The organism is Pseudomonas sp. LBUM1671 (genome assembly GCF_059695685.1).
In genome coordinates this window covers 3799431-3815975 of record NZ_CP166782.1, presented here as the reverse complement: position 1 = coordinate 3815975, position 16545 = coordinate 3799431, and the positions used below count along the sequence as shown (strand labels likewise).

The 16545-nt window shown below is 60.4% G+C and carries 19 protein-coding genes; 8 read left to right on the top strand and 11 right to left on the bottom strand.

Annotated features, from left to right (window positions below; genetic code table 11):
- Positions 1 to 26: 26 nt before the first annotated feature.
- Together ACA060_RS17530 and ACA060_RS17525 are read left to right on the top strand one after the other, a co-directional pair.
- Positions 27 to 866, top strand: a complete 840-nt coding sequence (locus ACA060_RS17530; protein ID WP_497312063.1) for an HvfB family MNIO-type RiPP peptide maturase — start codon at positions 27 to 29, stop codon at positions 864 to 866.
- Positions 859 to 1617 carry an HvfC family RiPP maturation protein gene (locus tag ACA060_RS17525; protein WP_497312061.1) on the top strand — a complete coding sequence of 253 codons (759 nt, stop codon included), beginning with the start codon at positions 859 to 861 and terminating at the stop codon, positions 1615 to 1617. The genes ACA060_RS17530 and ACA060_RS17525 overlap by 8 nt, the downstream gene beginning before the upstream one ends.
- Before the next feature lie 146 nt (positions 1618 to 1763).
- On the opposite strand, the gene ACA060_RS17520 is transcribed toward ACA060_RS17525, so the two are convergent.
- The 5 genes from ACA060_RS17520 to ACA060_RS17500 form a co-directional block, all read right to left on the bottom strand.
- A complete protein-coding gene (locus ACA060_RS17520; protein WP_497312059.1) occupies positions 1764 to 2711 on the bottom strand; it encodes a phosphatidate cytidylyltransferase in 948 nt (315 codons plus the stop codon).
- Entirely contained in the window at positions 2708 to 3307 is a 600-nt protein-coding gene (locus ACA060_RS17515) for a lysophospholipid acyltransferase family protein (protein WP_497312058.1), read from the bottom strand. Before ACA060_RS17515 ends, ACA060_RS17520 begins: the two co-directional genes overlap by 4 nt.
- Entirely contained in the window at positions 3294 to 3926 is a 633-nt protein-coding gene (locus ACA060_RS17510; protein WP_497312056.1) for a CDP-alcohol phosphatidyltransferase family protein, read from the bottom strand. Before ACA060_RS17510 ends, ACA060_RS17515 begins: the two co-directional genes overlap by 14 nt.
- A gap of 104 nt (positions 3927 to 4030) precedes the next feature.
- Positions 4031 to 5341: an ATP-binding protein gene (locus tag ACA060_RS17505; RefSeq protein ID WP_109632784.1), complete on the bottom strand. Its 1311-nt coding sequence runs from the start codon at positions 5339 to 5341 to the stop codon at positions 4031 to 4033.
- Positions 5338 to 6078 (bottom strand): response regulator, encoded by a 741-nt coding sequence (locus tag ACA060_RS17500; protein WP_109632782.1) that lies wholly within the window; start codon positions 6076 to 6078, stop codon positions 5338 to 5340. The genes ACA060_RS17505 and ACA060_RS17500 overlap by 4 nt, the downstream gene beginning before the upstream one ends.
- A 306-nt stretch (positions 6079 to 6384) precedes the next feature.
- Between ACA060_RS17500 and ACA060_RS17495 the strand changes: the two genes are divergently transcribed.
- The 3 genes from ACA060_RS17495 to ACA060_RS17485 all read left to right on the top strand — a co-directional run bounded on the left by ACA060_RS17495 (position 6385) and on the right by ACA060_RS17485 (position 8334).
- The gene (locus ACA060_RS17495) at positions 6385 to 6651 is read left to right on the top strand and encodes a DUF2790 domain-containing protein (RefSeq protein ID WP_109632780.1); all 267 of its coding nucleotides are present in this window, start codon (positions 6385 to 6387) and stop codon (positions 6649 to 6651) included.
- A gap of 48 nt (positions 6652 to 6699) precedes the next feature.
- Complete coding sequence (locus ACA060_RS17490; RefSeq protein WP_497312054.1) at positions 6700 to 6954, top strand: hypothetical protein; 255 nt, start codon at positions 6700 to 6702, stop codon at positions 6952 to 6954.
- A 171-nt stretch (positions 6955 to 7125) separates the two neighbouring features.
- Positions 7126 to 8334, top strand: a complete 1209-nt coding sequence (locus ACA060_RS17485; protein WP_497312052.1) for a cytochrome c biogenesis protein DipZ — start codon at positions 7126 to 7128, stop codon at positions 8332 to 8334.
- Between the two features lie 9 nt (positions 8335 to 8343).
- Here ACA060_RS17485 and ACA060_RS17480 read toward each other — a convergent pair whose 3' ends face one another.
- Positions 8344 to 9336 (bottom strand): AraC family transcriptional regulator, encoded by a 993-nt coding sequence (locus ACA060_RS17480; RefSeq protein WP_109632775.1) that lies wholly within the window; start codon positions 9334 to 9336, stop codon positions 8344 to 8346.
- A 182-nt stretch (positions 9337 to 9518) separates the two neighbouring features.
- Here ACA060_RS17480 and ACA060_RS17475 point away from each other — a divergent pair, with 182 nt between their 5' ends.
- Together ACA060_RS17475 and ACA060_RS17470 are read left to right on the top strand one after the other, a co-directional pair.
- The gene (locus ACA060_RS17475) at positions 9519 to 9788 is read left to right on the top strand and encodes a DUF4242 domain-containing protein (protein WP_497312049.1); all 270 of its coding nucleotides are present in this window, start codon (positions 9519 to 9521) and stop codon (positions 9786 to 9788) included.
- A 37-nt stretch (positions 9789 to 9825) separates the two neighbouring features.
- A complete protein-coding gene (locus tag ACA060_RS17470; RefSeq protein WP_497312047.1) occupies positions 9826 to 10638 on the top strand; it encodes a class I SAM-dependent methyltransferase in 813 nt (270 codons plus the stop codon).
- A 135-nt stretch (positions 10639 to 10773) separates the two neighbouring features.
- On the opposite strand, the gene ACA060_RS17465 is transcribed toward ACA060_RS17470, so the two are convergent.
- The 4 genes from ACA060_RS17465 to pcsA all read right to left on the bottom strand — a co-directional run bounded on the left by ACA060_RS17465 (position 10774) and on the right by pcsA (position 13517).
- Positions 10774 to 11700: a universal stress protein gene (locus ACA060_RS17465; RefSeq protein ID WP_497312045.1), complete on the bottom strand. Its 927-nt coding sequence runs from the start codon at positions 11698 to 11700 to the stop codon at positions 10774 to 10776.
- A gap of 100 nt (positions 11701 to 11800) precedes the next feature.
- Positions 11801 to 12268, bottom strand: coding sequence for a GNAT family N-acetyltransferase (locus ACA060_RS17460; RefSeq protein WP_497312043.1), 468 nt, complete (start codon positions 12266 to 12268; stop codon positions 11801 to 11803).
- 133 nt (positions 12269 to 12401) lie between these two features.
- Positions 12402 to 12788 (bottom strand): DUF488 domain-containing protein, encoded by a 387-nt coding sequence (locus ACA060_RS17455; protein ID WP_497312041.1) that lies wholly within the window; start codon positions 12786 to 12788, stop codon positions 12402 to 12404.
- Between the two features lie 6 nt (positions 12789 to 12794).
- Positions 12795 to 13517 carry a phosphatidylcholine synthase gene (gene pcsA, locus ACA060_RS17450; RefSeq protein ID WP_109636136.1) on the bottom strand — a complete coding sequence of 241 codons (723 nt, stop codon included), beginning with the start codon at positions 13515 to 13517 and terminating at the stop codon, positions 12795 to 12797.
- Between the two features lie 465 nt (positions 13518 to 13982).
- Here pcsA and ACA060_RS17445 point away from each other — a divergent pair, with 465 nt between their 5' ends.
- Positions 13983 to 14705 carry a tellurite resistance TerB family protein gene (locus tag ACA060_RS17445; protein WP_497312039.1) on the top strand — a complete coding sequence of 241 codons (723 nt, stop codon included), beginning with the start codon at positions 13983 to 13985 and terminating at the stop codon, positions 14703 to 14705.
- 227 nt (positions 14706 to 14932) lie between these two features.
- On the opposite strand, the gene ACA060_RS17440 is transcribed toward ACA060_RS17445, so the two are convergent.
- Positions 14933 to 16384: a M15 family metallopeptidase gene (locus ACA060_RS17440; RefSeq protein WP_497312037.1), complete on the bottom strand. Its 1452-nt coding sequence runs from the start codon at positions 16382 to 16384 to the stop codon at positions 14933 to 14935.
- Positions 16385 to 16545: the final 161 nt, after the last annotated feature.

Here is a 16545-nt window from a genome sequence, read left to right as displayed (position 1 = left end):
AACTGGCAACCTTCGAGATCGACATCATGCAGACCTCCATCACCTCAGCGAAAGCGACCGTCGGGCTTGGCTTGCGTCGCGGATTAATGAAAGACCTCCAGGCCGCCCGTACCGGCGATTTCGATTTTCTGGAAGTCGCCCCGGAAAACTGGATCGGCATCGGCGGTGCCCACGGTCATGCGTTGCGTGCCCTGGCCGAGCGTTTTCCGTTGTCCTGCCACGGCTTATCGCTGTCGCTGGGTGGACCGGCGCCGCTGGACGTCGGGTTTTTGCAGGAAGTCCGGGTGTTCCTCGATCACTACAACGTGCCGCTGTACAGCGAGCACCTGAGTTATTGCAGCGATGACGGTCATCTTTACGACCTGTTGCCGTTGCCGTTTACCGAAGAAGCGGTGCATCACGTTGCCGCTCGAATTCGCCAGGCCCAGGACATTCTCGGTCGGCGCCTGGCGGTGGAAAACGTGTCCTACTATGCCGCACCCCAGCAGGACATGGACGAAGTGACCTTCACCAACGCGGTCCTGCGTGAAGCCGATTGCGACCTGTTGCTGGACGTCAACAACGTCTACGTCAACTCGATCAACCATGGGTTCGATCCGCAGGACTTTCTGGCCGGCATCGATTCGGGCCGGGTGGTGGCGATGCACGTGGCCGGGCACTTCGATGAGTCCGATACGTTGAAAATAGACACCCATGGCGCGTCGGTGAAACCAGTGGTGTGGTCGTTGCTGGCCCAGGCTTACGCCCGGTTTGGCGCACAACCGACGCTGCTGGAGCGGGATTTCAACTTCCCGGCGTTCTCCGAACTGGTGGCTGAATTGCAGACTATTCGCCGTTTGCAGGCTGAGGGGGTGAACCGTGGTTAAACACTCGTTGCATCACCAGCAATCCACGCTGGGCCAGTACCTGCGAGATCCCGATCACTGCGCGCCGCCGGCCGGGATGGATGTGGCGCGGGCACAGGTTTACCGCGACCTGATTTTTTCCAACCTGTCGTTGTTGCTCAGCGGGACCTTTCCGGTGCTGATCAAGATTCTCGGTGATGAGCACTGGCGTTCGCTGGTGCGAATCTTCCTGCGCGACTACCGCGCGCGCACCCCGAAATTCGGCGAAATCGCCCAGGAGTTTGTCGAGTTCCTGGCCTCCGGACCGCAGGCGTTAGGTGAGCGCGAGTGGCCGCCGTTCATGGTGGAACTGGCGCATTACGAGTGGGTTGAAATGGCATTGCAGCAGTCCGAGGCGGAGCCGTTGGCGCCGAGTGATGTGGCCTTGATCCTGGAACGACCGTTGCAGGTGTCGCCGCTGGCCTGGCCATTGGCCTATGCGTGGCCGGTGCAGTTAGTGGGGCCGGATCATCAGCCGGACGTCGCACGGCCTCAACCCACCTTATTGTTGGTGCGTCGGGCTGAGGACTGGAGTGTGAAATTTTCCGAGCTGAGCCCGTTGGCGTGGCGGTTGTTGCAGCGGATCGAGGAATTTCCCGAGCTGGACGGGCAGGCGCAGCTGGAAGGGTTGGCGGTGGAGGCGGGGGCCGCTGGATCGCCGGAATTCATGGCGAGTGGCGCGGCGTTGTTGCGGCAGATGCACGGGGAAGGGGTTGTTGGCGTAATTGCCTGACCGAATGCAATCCCCCCAAACACCACTTGACCCTGTGGGAGCGGGCTTGCTCGCGAAGGCGTCGTGTCAGGCAACATCACTGTCGACTGACACACCGCCTTCGCGAGCAAGCCCGCTCCCACAGGTTTAGTGGTGTGAATGGATATTTATGTGGCGGAGAAGAAGTACCGCGTCAGGTGAAAGAAGATCGGCGCCGCAAAGCAAATCGAATCCATCCGATCCAGCATGCCGCCATGCCCCTTGATCATGGTCCCCCAATCCTTCGCGCTCAGGCTGCGTTTAATGGCGGACATAACCAACCCACCCAGAAAACCCATCACCACGATCACCAGCGACATCAGCAGCGACTGCCAGAAATTGAACGGGGTCATCCAGAACATGCACCCGCCAATCAGCGTCGCGGACAGACCGCCACCGACCAAGCCTTCCACCGTTTTCGACGGACTCACCAGCGGTGCAACCTTGTGCTTGCCGAAGAGCTTGCCGAATACGTACTGCAACACATCACTCAACTGCACGACGAACACGAGGTAGAACAACAGCAGCGCGTTCTGCCCCTTGAAGCCTTCCAGGTCCAGCAGCAACAGGGCCGGCGCGTGGCTGATGCAGTAGACGCAAATCATCACCCCCCACTGGATCTTGGCTGCCCGTTCCAGGAACGCGTCGGTGTCCTGGCTCAGCACCGCAATCGCCGGCAACAGCAGGAACGCGTACACCGGAATCAACAGGGTGAACAGCGAATACCAGTGGGTGCCGATCAGCACATATTGCAGCGGAATCAGAATGAAAAACGCCGAAAACAGCGCGTTATGGTCGCCAAGCCGTGTCGGCGTCAGGGTGATGAATTCCCGGAGCGCGAACAATGAAATGAAACCAAACAGGATGACCGTTGCGTTGCCGCCCAACAGGTAGGACACGAAGAAGATGATGACCATGCCCCACCAGGCATTCACCCGCTGGTTGAGGTTTTCGATGGTCGACATCGAGCTTTCTGATTTAGCGCGCTTGGCCAGAATCCGGCCGATGATCGAAGCGATCGCCAACAGACAGGCAATGGCGCCGAAGAACCACAAGAACTTTTGGTCAAGATTCATTCCGCCAACCTCACAATCGCTTCACGCGCCCGATCCAGAAACACCTGTTTTTCCTCGCCACTGATCCGTTGCAGCGGGTCGCCGATACGGATCGTGCAGATGATGGGCAGCGGGACGTGTTTGCCTTTTGGCATGGAGCGATGCAGGTTTTCCAGGTAGATGGGCACCAGGTCCACATCGGGGAAGGTCTCGGCCAAACGGTACAGGCCTGATTTGAAAGGACCGGGCAACGCCTCGCTGCCGCGCGTGCCTTCCGGAAAGATGATGATCGAATGGCCGGCACGCACCACATCAAAAATCGGCTCTAGCACATTGACGCCGGGCGCCGGATTGCGCTCGATCAGCACCGCATTCAGGCCTTTCTGCGAAATGTACGAGAGAAACTTGTTCTTTCCCCAGTAATCAGCGGCGGCGACCGGTTTCACGTTCACCCGGGCTTCCGGTGGCAGGGCGGCGATGATTGCCAGGGTGTCCATGTGACTGGAGTGATTGGCGAAGTAAATGCGTTGGCGTGTCAGGTCCGGCGGGCTTTCCCAGCGGGCGGTGACGCCGATCAGGAAGCGAAGAACAGATATCAGCGCGTTACTGATCCACATGAGCATTCCCCTTGAGCTGGCGCGAGATGGCCAGCGTGCGCGTGACGCAGGTCGCGGCTGAGCCGACAGCGATGACGACCAGCGCGATCAACAGTACGTAGTGAGTGGCATAAACGCTGGCTTCGACGGCATTCAACAGAAGGGCCACGGTCATCACGGCCATGCGATGCTGCTTGGCCATGGGGCCGATGAAGCTTTGCTTCAGGCCAATCGAGCCGCCGAACACCCTGACATACGCCGTCAGTGCCGCGGCCAACGCCGCGAACCAGCCAAGATCGGCGTAGCCGATGGCATACCCCAGCGCGACGATCAGCAGGCTGTCGGCAATGCGGTCGGGGAATTCGTTGTAGAGGCTGCCGATGTCGGATTTCTTGCCGCCCTCGATCGCTACCATCCCGTCGAAGAGGTTGCACAGCAGGCGCAATTGAATGCCGACAGCGCAGAGGATTGAGCCGATGAGCCCGTTATCAATATTCAATGCCACCGCCCCGGCGAGCGCAAAGGCGATGCTGGCGACGGAGATCTGATTGGGGGAGATGTTTCTTTTCACCAGGAGGTCGGTGATGTGTTTCGCCCAGCCCGCAGAGCGCGTCTTGATGGGCCTTCTGTTGTCATCCATTCGCCAATATCCATATAAGTGTCGGTTGCTATCGGGTGCGCCACCGCCGCGTGTGACGCGACGGTGCCGACAATATAAAGGCTTTCCTTGGCCTTTGGGTCTGTTTACTGACTGCCTGGTCGTACCGGCAGCTTCAACTCCGCACACAACCCGCCGCCTTCACGATTGCTCAACGTCAACGATCCCCCGAGCGCCAACGCCAATTGCTGTGCAATCGCCAGCCCCAGACCGGTGCCGCCGGTGCTGCGGTTGCGCGAATTCTCTACCCGATAAAACGGTTCCATCACGTGGGCCAGTTCCTCTTCGGCAATGCCCGGCCCGCGATCCATGACCTTCACCGACAGGCTGTCTTTTTTCGCTTCCACCTTCAGTTCAGCGGCCCCGGCGAACTTCAGTGCGTTATCCGTCAGGTTGACCAGCACCCGCCGCAAGGCATGCGGCCGGATGTCGATTACCGCGCCACATTTGCCACTGAGCTGCACGTCCTTGCCCACGTCCTGGTAGTCAAACACCAGGCTGTCGAGGAACGAATCCAGGTCGGTGCGGCGGCTTTCTTCGGTGGCGCCGTGCACGCTGCGGGCATACGCCACGCCTTCGCGCACCAAGTGCTCCATCTCGCCGAGGTCACTCCACAATTTGTCTTTCTCGATGCAGTCGTCCATGAATTCGGCGCGCAGTTTCATGCGGGTGATCGGGGTTTGCAGGTCGTGAGAAATCGCCGCCAGCAGTTGCATGCGCTCCTTCAGGTACGCGGCGATGCGCGCCTGCATCGAATTGAAGGCGATGGCGGCGTGGGCAACTTCGGTCGGGCCTTTTTCATCCAGGTGCACCGCGTGGGCGTTGGGATCAAGGTTGTCCACCGCCTCGGCAAGGCGGGTGAGGGGGCGGATAGCGATTCTGACGGCCAGCCAGGTGCAGGCGATCATCAGCGCCAACTGACCCAACAACACGATGGGTAACCACGGCGACAGCGCCACCATTGCCGGACGCACATCGATGGTGACGGGGCTGCCGTCCGCGAGTTTAAGGTGGACCTGGAAGTGCTTTTGCGGGCCGGGAATGTCGGTCACAGTCATCGGGTAATCCTTGCCGATGGCGTCTTTGATCGAGGTCATCGCGATGGGCATGTCTTCCATGCGGGTGCCCGGCGACCCTTCATTGAGCAGATAACTGTAATTGCGACGGTTCAGTTGTTGCAGCCAGCTCATGCGTTCTTCGGCCGGCAAGCGGTCGAGGATGGCAATGGAGGTCGAGACGTCGGTTTCGAGGTTGCCGAGCATGGTGTTTTTCGCGCTTTCGTAACGCTCGTAATACTGCGCGCCGAAGGACAGCGCCTGCGCCAGGATCAGGCAGACCAGGAAGATCAGCGACAACCGTGAGGCGAGGGTGCGTGGCCAACGAAGCGACAGGTTCATGACGGCGCACCGAGCACGTCCACCGGCAGCGAAAACACGTAGCCCTCACTGCGCACGGTTTTGATATAGGCCGGTTCGCGGGCATCGTCCAGCAAGCGCTGGCGCAAACGGCTGACCAGCAAGTCGATGGAGCGATCAAACAGATCGGCGTCGCGGCCCTGGGTCAGATTCAGCAGTTGGTCACGATTGAGCACCCGTTGAGGGTGATCGAGGAATACTCGCAGCAACCGATATTCCGCGCCGCTGAGCGCGACCATGGTGCCGTCTTCATCCAGCAAGTGCCGGGCCGAGGTGTCGAGGCGCCAGCGGCCGAACGCCAGCAGGCGACCGCTTTCAGTGACTACCAGGTTCGGCGGCAGCATCCGCGTGCGGCGCAGTACGGCGTTGATCCGTGCGAGCAATTCACGGGCGGCGAATGGCTTGACCAGGTAATCGTCGGCGCCCATTTCCAGGCCGATGATGCGGTCGGTTTCGTCGTTGCGGGCGGTGAGCATAAGCACCGGTGTGGCCTTGTGTTTGCCGGCGCGCAACTCGCGGCAGAGCATCAGGCCATCGTCGCCCGGCATCATGATGTCGAGCACGATCAGGTCCACCGGCGTGGACTCAAGGAAGGTGCGCATCTGACGTCCGTCGGCGACGACCGTGGTGCGCAGGCCGTTCTTCTTGAGGTAGTTGCCTACCAGTTCCCGGATCTCGCGGTCATCGTCCACGATGAGAATGTGATCGACGTGTTCCATGGGGCCAAGCCTCTATCAATGGGGGATGTTGCGCAGTCTATCGAGCCTTTGCCTGCTCGCCCGCAGCCCTTTGTATTGCAGTGTATCTGGCGTGGCAGCGGATACACGCGAACGCAAAAATACGATTTTCCGGGGGTTTTGTATCGCTCTGTATCAGGGGCCGGCTTTGATACGTACCGATTTACACGGGTCTGTTTTCGACACAGACGAGATACCTCGCGAGCTTCTAATGGGTTCCATCGAGGCAACCCACACCGCCTCTTCTCAATTGAACGATCTACCCATTGAAGCCTTGAGGAAATCACCATGAACACCAAAGCCATCTACGCCGCTTGTTTGTTTGCCGCCCTGAACATCTGCACCTTGTCGGCCCGCGCCGAAGCTACCGATGTCAGCGCCAAAACCTACACCTACGGCACCCACCTGGACATCAAGAAAGTAGTGTCGCTGAAAGAGGACGCCGCGCCTTCCTGCGGGATTGTGAATGCCCAGCTGACCTACCTGGATTCCCAGCAGCACACCCAGGTGCTCGATTACCGCAAGTTTGCTGACGGCTGCAACGCGGACAACTGAGTTCTTCGCTGACCGATTGCCAATCCCCTTTGAAACAGGAAGAACACCATGAACAACGTCACTCGCTATTTGACCGCTGTTGCTTTCTCCGTAGCCGGTGCGGCGGCCCATGCCAATGCCGCGGTTGAACAGAAAAGCTGCGGCAGCGCGACCTGCTTCCAGCTGACGCCGGTGGCGGAGCAGGGCGGCCATGCCTTCCTGGCCGAGGACGGTGCAAGCCGTACGCCGCAGGGTCAGCTGGTTGCAGAGAACGGCGCCAGCCGGACGCCGCAAGGGCATTTGCTGGATAACCAGACGGCCTGAAGCCCGAACACTGTTTTGAGCTCACCGCCAATCCCCTGTGGGAGCGGGCTTGCTCGCGAAAGCGGAGTGTCAGTCGACATTAATTTTGAATGTACTGGCCTCTTCGCGAGCAAGCCCGCTCCCACAGGGGATTGGTGTGAATCGCCACCCCTCACATGTTTAGGTGATCCCATGTTTCTCATCGCTTTCCTGGGCGGCATATTGACCGTCCTCAGCCCCTGCATCCTCCCGGTCGTGCCGTTTCTGTTCGCCGGTGTCAAACGCACACGTTCCTCGATCCTGCTCACCCTTGGCGGCATGGTCCTGACCTTCGCCCTGATCTCGAGCCTGGCCGTGGTCAGCAGCGAATGGGTGGTGCAAGCCAACAACACCGGTCGCCACGTCGCGCTCTTCGTGATGGGGTTGTTTGCCCTGTCGCTGATTTCCGCCCGTGTCGGTGACTGGATGGCCCGTCCCTTCGTGGCGCTGGGCAATCGCCTCGACCCCGACACCCGCAAAATGTCCGGTCCGCTGGGTTCGGTCATGATCGGCGTCGCTACCGGCCTGCTCTGGGCACCGTGTGCCGGACCGATCCTCGGCGTAATTCTCACCGGCGCCATGCTGCAAGGCGCCAACGCCCAGACCAGCCTGTTGCTGTTGGCGTACGGCCTGGGCAGCGCGTTGTCGCTGGGCACCTTGCTCTTCGCCGGTCGCGGCCTGGTCAATCGCTTGAAAGCCTCGATTCCGGTCACCGGTTGGCTGCGTCGTGGTGCCGGTGTTGCCGTGCTGGCCACCGTGGCGGTGATTTCCACCGGTGCCGACCGGACACTGTTGGCCAGCACCTCGTCCGAAGGCGTCAGCAGCCTCGAAAAAGGCGTGATGGAAACCGTGCCGAAAGTCGTCGATTACTTCGTCAGCAAGGTCAAGGCCGACTCCATGGACAACGCCCAGGGCCCTATGCCGTCACTGTCCGGTGCCGTGCAATGGCTGAACTCGCCAGCGTTGAGCAATGATTCGCTCAAAGGCAAAGTGGTGTTGGTGGACTTCTGGACCTACGACTGCATCAACTGCCAGCGCACCTTGCCGTACGTGAAGGATTGGGCGAAGAAGTACGAGAAGGATGGCCTGGTGGTCGTCGGCGTCCACACCCCTGAATACGGTTACGAGCGCATCATCGACAACGTCAAGGATCAGGTCAAAGAGCTCGGCATTACCTACCCGGTGGCCATCGACAACAACTACGCGATCTGGCGCGCCTTCGACAACCAGTACTGGCCCGCTCACTACCTGATCGACGCCAAGGGCCAGGTGCGTTACACCCACTTCGGTGAAGGCGCCTACGAAACCCAGGAGAAAATGATTCAGCAACTGCTGGAAGAGGCCAAGGCACCTTCCGCGTAACCCGCGACATCAATGGCTCACAGGCTGCGCGCCGTGGGCCATTGGTTTTTTCTCCTGATTGCGCCGCCAGGCTGCCGGTGGTGCTCCGTACTCTCGACGAAAGGCCCGGCTGAACGCCGTGTCGGTCTGGTACCCCACCTCTTCGGCAATCCGCATCAACGAACTGTTACTGCTGCGTAAAAGGTTGGCCGCGAGCAACATCCGCCATTGCGTCAAATACTGCATCGGCGAACTCCCCACCAATTGCGCAAAGCGCTCCGCCAATACCGACCTGGACGTGCCGGCGGTCCGCGCCAGTTCATCCAGGGTCCAGGCGTGACAGGGTTTTTTGTGCAATGCGTTCAGGGCGGCACCGACAATCCGGTCGCTCACACCCGCCAGCCATCCGGTCCGGCCTTCACCGTGCTCGTTCATGTACAGGCGCAGCACTTCGATGAACAGCACCTCGGCCAGTTTCGCCAGCACACCTTCGCCGCCGGGCCTGGGTGAGCGTGCTTCGGCCAGTGCATAACGGACGGAAGATTCCAGCCAGATACCCGCATTCGAGCCACGCACATTGACCCGGACCACGGCCGGCAACCCGGTCAGCAACATGCCCGCCAACCGCGTATCGCACGCCAGATAACCGCACACCAGACGCGTCACCGCGCCTCCACCGCCATAGCTCAATTGTCGTGGACGGCGCGCCAGCACCACGTCCAGGCGCTTGCCGGCGACCGGCGTCAGCCCGGGTTGCGAACTCATGCGATGGGCATCGCCCTGAGGGAATACCACCACATCGCCAGCGGTCAGCCGCAGCGGCGGAGCGTTGCCCATCTCGACGTAGCATTCGCCTTCGGTGATCAAGTGAAAGATCACCACCCGCTCGGCGCCGGGCTCCAGAAACGGGGCAGCGGTGTCGGCACTGGGCGACTGGTAGCACCAGGGCGCCGTGAACCTGGCGTTGATGAAAATCGCACCGACCAGGCGGACGACGCGCAGGGTTTGGGACAGGGCGTCCATGGTGGTTTTCCGTGCGGCTGGGGCTTCCTGATTGTGAGCGTGTCGCCTTCGAACGTGCATTCTCCGGACGATCGGACAGAGTTGCCCGACGATCGGGCAGGACGCCAGCGTGGCGCAGAGCGATAGTTTGCCTACAGGGCCACTGCCGACCCTGTCATCAATAACAAGAATGAGAGGTTGCCATGCCGAAGTTCGTCATAGAACGCGAGATTCCAGGTGCTGGAACACTGTCAGAAAGGGATTTGAAAGCGGCTTCGCAAAGGTCCTGCCGGGCGTTGCGCGATTTGCCAGAGGTGCAGTGGCTTCAGAGTTATGTCACGGGCGACAAGTTGTACTGCGTGTACATCTCGCCGAGCGAAGCGCTGATCCAGGAGCACGCCAGGCAGAGCGGATTCCCGGCCAACCGAATTTCCCAGGTCACCAACATTATCGATCCGACCACGGCGGAATAAGCCGGGACAGCGTTCCAATCCTTACGGAGCAGAATTAATGAGTACCCCCCTTGATCTCATTGCCCTGAAAAACCGCCAGATGGCCTCTTGGGCCAGCGGTGACTATGCCGTGATCGGCACCACCTTGCAGATTGTTGGCGAGCAACTGGCCGAAGCCTGTGACTTGCTCTGCGACGAGCGTGTGCTGGACGTGGCCGCCGGTAACGGCAATGCGACGCTCGCTGCTGCACGCCGGGGCTGCAACGTCACCTCGACCGACTACGTGGCGGCGCTGCTGGAGCGCGGCGAAGACCGGGCCCGGGCCGAACGCCTGGAGGTGACCTTTCAGGTCGCCGACGCCGAGGCGCTGCCGTTCGAAGACGCCAGCTTCGATGCCGTGCTCTCGACCTTCGGTGTGATGTTTACGCCGGACCAGGCCAAAGCGGCTTCGGAACTGGCCAGAGTGTGTCGCCCCGGCGGCCGCATCGGTTTGGCCAACTGGACGCCGGAAGGCTTCGTCGGCCAGATGTTCAAGACCCTGGGTCGGCATCTGCCGCCACCAGCAGGCGCGCAACCGCCTTCAAACTGGGGAACCGAAGCCTGGTTGCACACGCACTTCGATGAGCGCGACTTCCAGGTCCAGGTGACGCGCCGTACTTTCAACTTCCGCTATCGCTCGGCGGCGCACTTCATCGACACTTTCCGCACCTGGTACGGCCCGGTCCACAAAGCCTTCGCGGCGCTGCCTCCCGAAAGTGGCCAGGCCTTGGAAAGCGACCTTGCCGGACTGATCAACAAGATGAACAGGGCGGGAGAGAAATCGCTGGTGGTGCCGAGTGAATACCTCGAAGTGGTGATCACCCGGCGCTGACCCGGCAGCACACACAACCTCTGTGGGAGCTAGCCTGCTAGCGATGGCGGAGTGTCAATCGACAATGATGTTGCCTGGCACTCCGCCATCGCTAGCGGGCTAGCTCCCACAGGGATATGTGGTGTGTTCAAGGGCTCACTCATCCACCCGCTCGGTATACACCACCCACACGCTGCACGGCATTTTGTACAGCAGGTGCTCCACCGTGCTGCCGATCAACCGGCCCAGACCGCGATGGCCGACCCGGCCCATGACAATCACATCGACGTCATAGGCATCGGCATAACGGGTCAATACCTTGGCCGGATTGCCCATGATCATGTGCCGCTGCTCGGGCGCGATGCCGTTGCGCTCGGCCAATTCGTTGAAGGCGTCTTCCTGGTAGTCGAACAGGGTCTTGGCCTTGCCCGAATTGAAAAATGCCGAACCGTTGTCGAAGCCGAACTCATCCGCGCTGATGGATGACAGGTCATAGGCGTACACCACATCCAGCTCGGCGTTGCAGGCACTCGCCAGTTTCGCCGCTTCGTGAAGGATCCGGTCATTGAAGGTTTTGTAGTGATCATCGCGATGGAAAGGATCGACCGCCGCGACGATCCGGCGTGGCAGGGCGTGAATGGCATGGCTGACGAAATGCAGCGGCACCGGGCATTCACGCAGCAGATGCACGTCGAGCGGGGTGAACATCAGCCGCGACAGCAGCGATTCGTGCTCCAGGGCCTTGATCAGCACGTCCATCGGCTGCTCTTTGAGGTGAATCAGGATTTCTTCCAGCGGTTTTTCGACCCATGCCACCTCGGTGGTGACGTGGACCCCGATCTTGCGCAAGGGGCGGGCCTGCTCTTCGAGCCATTGGCGGTGTCGATCGACGTAGCCCAGGCGAATCTGTTCCAAGGCCTTTTCGTTGACCAGGCTCGCCGTGGCCAAACCTTCCAGGTAATCGAAAGCCACGATGTGCAACGCCGCGTCTTCGGCCTTGGCCAGCGCCGCTGCCCTGTCGAAGGCGGGGCTGTGCTCCATCAGTGGCGAGGCGACCAGCATGAAGCGTGATTGACCAGACATGGCGAACCTCCCGTGGATGAACGAAGAGACAGCAGTCATTCAATCCTTAAGTATTGACCATGATCGAGATCCCGTCCGTCAGCCCGGCGCAGGTTGGGGTTTATGACGGTCGCAGGGCGGGGAGGCGCCTTTCCATTATTAGGGTGCGCTCGGCACCGTGGAATTCATCGCGGACCTTGCGAAAGCCCAGCTTGAAGTAAAAGGCTTCTGCGGTGATGGAGGAGGGGACGCGCAAGACCTCGATTTTCGCTTCGGTGGCGATGCACTCTATGGTTGCCATCAATTGCCTTCCGAGGCCGCGTCCTTGATGGGCGGGGTCGACAAATACGCTGCGCACCACATCGCGATCAAGGCTGGCCGTGGCCACGACACGATTTTCGATCGTTGCGACGAAGACCTGTCGTTGGCTCAACAACGTGCGAACGGATTCGATGGAAAAGCTCTTTTCCACCTGCGCGATGATGTCGGGGGAGTAGTCCTGGGCGTTGGACTGGCGTAGCGACTGGATGATGACCTGGCTGATGGCGGGTGCGTCTGCTGGGGTGGCGGGCCGTATTTGCGGTTTCATGTGCTACCTCAGTCCTTTGAAAACACCACTCCCCCTGTGGGAGCGAGCCTGCTCGCGATGGCTGAGTGTCAGTCGACACCTACATCGGCTGGAAAGCAGTCATCGCGAGCAGGCTCGCTCCTACAGGGAATGATCATGTAATCCGGGCGCCGCGCGCTTCAAGCAGCTCGCGCAATACGGAACGGTGGCAATGCGCCTCTTCCTCGCAATAACACCCGACCGCCAGTGAGGTTTGATGGGAGAGGGCGGCCAGCAGATCCAGCAACTGACTGGGCGCCGGGTGGTTCATTTCGGCCTTGAACTTGCGCCGAAAGGCCTCCCAGGCTTTCTCATCCTCGGCGGCTTTGGCTTCTGCAACCAGTTCGGCGCTGGGCGACAGCAGCGGCTGCCACACATCATAAAAATCCCGACTGGCAAACTCGGCCTTCGGTACCCCGCGAGGTGGGCGGCGTACCGTGCCGATCCGCAGCCCTTCATCAGGCAGGCGGGGTGAGCCAAGTCTTACGATATGGATCGCCATACCGCGTTACTTGTGACGCGATCCGTCAAACCACTCCATGGCGGTGCGCCAGATGCAGATGCCGAGAAAGTAAGCCGACATCAGCAGCCAAAGCCCCATCACCATCGGGTTGACCACCGGATGGTTCACCACCAGCGACAAGCTGCACAGCAACCAGATGGCGGTCACGGCGATGTTGATCGGCATGAACTTGCGCACGCGGAACGGGTGCAGGAATTTCATCCGCGTTACGGTCAGCAAGGCGAGGCCGATGACGGTCAGGAAGGTAATCCACGGCGACGGGGCGATGATGTACAGGCACAGGGCCACGACGTTCCACGCGGCGGGGAAGCCCTGGAAGTAGTTGTCCTTGCTTTTCATGTTGACGTTGCAGAAGCAAAACAGCGACGACACCAGAATCAGCGACACGGTCAGCAGCAGCGTGTAGTCCGGCAACGGGATGTAGCGATAGATGAATAATGCGGGGATGAACACATACGTCAGGTAGTCGATCACCAGATCGAGGATCGACCCATCGAAGCTCGGCAGCACCGACTGCACATTGACCTTGCGTGCCAGGGCACCGTCCAGCCCGTCGACAATCAGGGCCACGCCCAGCCACAGCAGGCAGTTGGTGGCCTGGTTCTCCAGCAGGGCGAGGGTGGCGAGGAAGGCAGTGACCACGCCGGTGGCGGTAAAACCATGGGCGCCCCATGCTTTGAGCCTGGCGATGTGTAGGGTGGATATCACGGGGGCGTTCTCCAGAAAGTGAAGCAAGCCAGTCATCACCCTCGTTATCAAGGGCGGCGGCAAACCGGTTCGGTTGCAGGTATCGACCGGAAATCCGGGAATAAGGTTCACCGTCAGTGAATCTTAGCTGGGCCGGCAAGAAATACTTCGGATTAATCCGCAAGGCTTTCCACTTAAACACGGCGCTTCAGGCACATCTGCCTTTGTGGTGAGGGGATTTATCCCCGTTCGGCTGCGAAGCAGTCGTAAATCCGGACAATTGAGTCTCTTTGAAAGGACGCTGGGGGCCGCTTCGCGACCCAACGGGGATAAATCCCCTCACCACAGGGTTCTTACTCGGCTGAGGATGATTTCGTTTTCTTCGCCAGTCGGGTCTGTGTCATGTCAGCCAAACGGTGGTGGCGCATTCAGTAGCGAGGACTATTGTTGCCAGACCGGGTCACTCCCATCGATGAGGACGTCGTCATGAACACCAGCGATTTGCTCGAACAACTCCTGCGGGCCGGCCAGGGCTCCGGGGCGCAACAGGGTGGCGCATCCGCTCAGGGCGGCATCGGCGGCGGGCTTGGCGGGTTGCTGGGCGGCCTGTTGGGCGGTGGCGGCGGTTCAGCCATGGGTGGCGGCGGACTGGGTGGATTGCTCGGTGGCCTGCTGGGAGGCGCTTCGCCCATGGGCGGCGCGACCCGGACCCGCTCGGGTGGCGGCACCAACTATGCGGCCCTGGCGTCCCTCGGAATGATGGCATTTCAGGCGTATCAGGCGTGGCAACGCAGTCAGGCGGCTGCGCCGCAACAGGCACCGCGCACGGTCGACTTGTTGTCCGGCCCGGAAGTCGAGGACCACAGCCATGCGATCCTGCGCGCGTTGATTGCGGCGGCCAAGGCTGATGGCCGGATCGATGAATCCGAGAAGCAGATGATCAGCACCGAAATTGGCCGCCACACCGACGACCCGCAGCTGCAGCAATGGCTGGATGACGAAGTTGCCCGGCCGCTGGATGCTGCCGATGTGGCGCAGTCGGCAACGGATCCTGGCATGGCATCAGAGATGTACCTGGCCAGTGTGATGCTGGTGGACGATCAGCAGGATGCCGAGCGCAACTATCTGGATGAGCTGGCGGCTGCACTGAAGATTGATCCGCAGCTGCAAGTGCATCTGGAGCAGCAGGCCAAGCGTGGTGTGGCATAAGTGATGTAATCCCGAACGCCCTTGATCTGTAGCAGCTGCCGAGCTTGCGAGGCTGCGTTCGTCTACGCAGCAGTCGTCAATCCTTCAAGCTGCGTGCGCCTGGAGGAATACAGGGGGCCGCTTCGCAGCCCAACGGGGGCAAGCCTCCTCGCTACAACGGCAGATGCAGGGGCTCCGCGCTTACTCGACTGGGACGTGGTTACTCAGCACTCGATTCACCTGTTCTATCAATGCTGCGGCAACTTCCAGCGTCCACGCCATTGCTCATACTGCCCCTCAGGCATCTGCACCAACACCGGAGACTCACGAGGATCCAGCCACTCGAACAACCGCGAAATATCCCCCTGACCCATCGCAGTACACCCCAACGTAGGTGAGTCAGGACCGCGCCAGATATGGAAAAAAATGCACGAACCGCCACCTGGTGACGCCGGCGTGTTGTGCTCGATAAAGATGCCTTTGCGGTAGCCATCCTCTTTGCGCATCCGCTCAGAGCTGTTCCAGTCCTTGGCTGTCGCCGCGCCGTCTACCAGTTCGTTGTAACGTGCGGATTTGCTGTCATCCACGCATTCAGTGGTTGATGTCAGCGCGAGATAAGGCAGTTTTGTATTGCCCGTCGTGTCGTAGCCGAACGCCGTTCCAAGCTTGAATATCCCCGCAGGCGCTTTCCCGTCTCCTTCACGTTTGACCGGTCCTTCACCGGGCTCAACGTTGCCCAGACCCTTGCCCCAGGCCATTCCGTTCTTACCGACCACCACCGCAAACCCGTCACCGACTTTTCGAAAGCTTCCCCCAACCCGCTCATAACGCTGGGCATTGCCCTGAATGTCATCCCAGTTTTTTGTGGTGACCACAATCAGTTGGCGGCTGGTGTCCAGCACTTCGCTGGCACTCAGCGGCGTAATGGGAAAATCCATCACGTTCTTCGGCGCTCCCTCTCCACCGAACGTGAAGTGCCACCACTCTTTCGAGTACCCGGCAAATCCCTCTTTTTCCATGGCGCTGCTGAGTCGCTGACGGTTTTCCTTTGCGGTCGCATTGATGGTCGGGTTGGCGGTATGCGCGCGCTCATCAAAGCAATCGTACCCGGTGCCCATGTCGAGTGCGCCGTCGTGCCAGCGTTGGGCATACGGCGCGGTGCAATCGACTTGTGCGGCCGAGGGTGTCCAGGTGTCGGCGGATGGTGCCTTGGGGCCGGTCAGCGTCAGGTCGACGGTTGAGCCTCTGGAGTGATTCGACACCCGCGCCACGTAACCCAGTCTCCAGAAGTCCTGCTTGTCCACGCGTGGATAGAACTCGGCCTTGCGCGGGTCTCCCGGCTCAGTCGCGAAGCGGCCCATATCGGCCACCGCACGGCTGGGTCGATAGCAGTCGAACACCTTCAAACCGTAGCCTTGCTTTTGAAGTGCCTGTTGCACCCGGGCGAGGGCCTGGGCGGTGTCCAGCGACAGCAGGCATTCGGCAGCGGCGTAACCGTCGAGTGGGTGTCCGGTGAAGTTGTGGGCGCTGGCGTAGCGGATGTCTTGCTCGATGGTGGGGTCAATCGTGCGCAGGTAGACCATGTGTTCCGGCTTTGACTCGGCACTGGCCATGCCAGGAACGATGAGGCTCAGCAACAGCAGCGATCGCAGGCACGGGCGGCGGCGCGATTGATTCGGGAATGGTAGCGAGGAGGGCATACGAACCTTCAGGTTTAAGCGCATGAAGTTTTTGTCCGGAGAACACTTCAAACGGAGCTTAAACCATGAATGCCCGTGTATGGCCGATTCATGTCCGGCAGCTGGCTTTACGGTGCAAAAACGAAGACGCCCGCGATGTTGTCGCGGGCGCCAGGTTCAGG